The sequence below is a fragment of the Paenibacillus sp. BAC0078 genome (assembly GCF_054483875.1).
The window spans coordinates 1-1,128 of record NZ_JBTLRW010000060.1 but is presented as its reverse complement, the minus strand read 5'-3'; the positions used below and the strand labels follow the sequence as shown (position 1 = coordinate 1,128).

The following is a 1,128-nucleotide window of genomic DNA, read 5'->3' as shown; positions in this document are numbered from 1 at the left end:
GAACAAGAAGCCACGACGGCCTACAGCAAAGCCAAAAAAGAGGCCGACGGGAAACACGAAGAAGAAAAAGCCAAGGAAGAGAAAAAAGGCGGCTTCCTCGGCTGGGTGAAAGACAAGCTCGAAGCAGTGGTTGAAGTCGTCAAGAAAGCCGTCAACTTCATTTTTGAGGGTCTGAGAAAAGCGGTTAAGTTTATTTTTGAAAAAGCCAAACAAGCCGTGCTGGGCATCATCGAACTGGGCCGCAAGCTGATCACCACCCTGATCAAAGGCCTGGGTACCCTCCTCAAAAAGCTGGTCTCGGTGGTCTTCGCCAAATTCCCGGGCATCGCCGCCAAGATTTGCGGCAAAATTGATGCTGTCGTGAACAAAGCAGTGAAAGTCGTCAACCAGCTCGCGCAGAAGCTCAAAACGAAAGTCACCCAAGTCATGGACTTCCTAGCAACTAAAGTAGATCAGGCTTTGGCTGTCGTGCAAAACTTCTACACGAAATTGATCTCCACCTTAGGCAACCTCCTGATCGCCGTTTTCCTCGACGTGATGGAGCGGATCGGGGCGCTTGGCAAGGCGGCGAAGCGGTCCTTCAGCCATTTGGAAGGCAAGATGTGGGAGTATCTGCTAGGAGTAGACATCTCGAAGTCGCTGGGTGCAGGTTCGGCAGAAGGCGTGGCAGAGCAGGCCCAGGAAGCGGGAGAGCCGCAACCGGAAGAGAAGCTTACCGCAGATGACATCGAAATGGAGTCGGTGGAAGAGGGCGAAATGGACCCTGAACTGGTCCGGGACATGAACCTCAAGGACGGCGAAACCTAGCAGCTTCCGGGTAGCAGCGATCCGCATACGATGGATAGCATTATGGCGGATTTTGATACCGGAAAAGCGGACAAGAGCCTCGGAGGCAAAATTGCAGACGGCGTATCGCTGCGGGAGAACAATGCCAAAATGGTGTTTGACCAGATAAAAACATATGTAATAAAATGGATGAAGAGTAATGGATTGAAGCTTTTGGCTGCGGTCATCGGGATATTGGTGGGCGTTGTTGTCGCAGAAATCGTCACGGGTGGAGCCATCACGGCAGCACTTCCGCTACTGATGAATATTCTCATGACCGTCATGGAAGCGCAGGCGATTGTA

1 protein-coding gene and 1 pseudogene are annotated in these 1,128 nt (G+C 52.0%); both read left to right on the top strand.

The window, feature by feature from the left end:
- A pseudogene (locus tag ACX1DY_RS31390) lies at positions 1–807 on the top strand (HNH endonuclease); the annotation flags it as partial.
- 30 nt (positions 808–837) lie between these two features.
- The coding region (locus tag ACX1DY_RS31385; protein WP_458968040.1) for a hypothetical protein at positions 838–1,128 on the top strand (291 nt) is incomplete at its 3' end.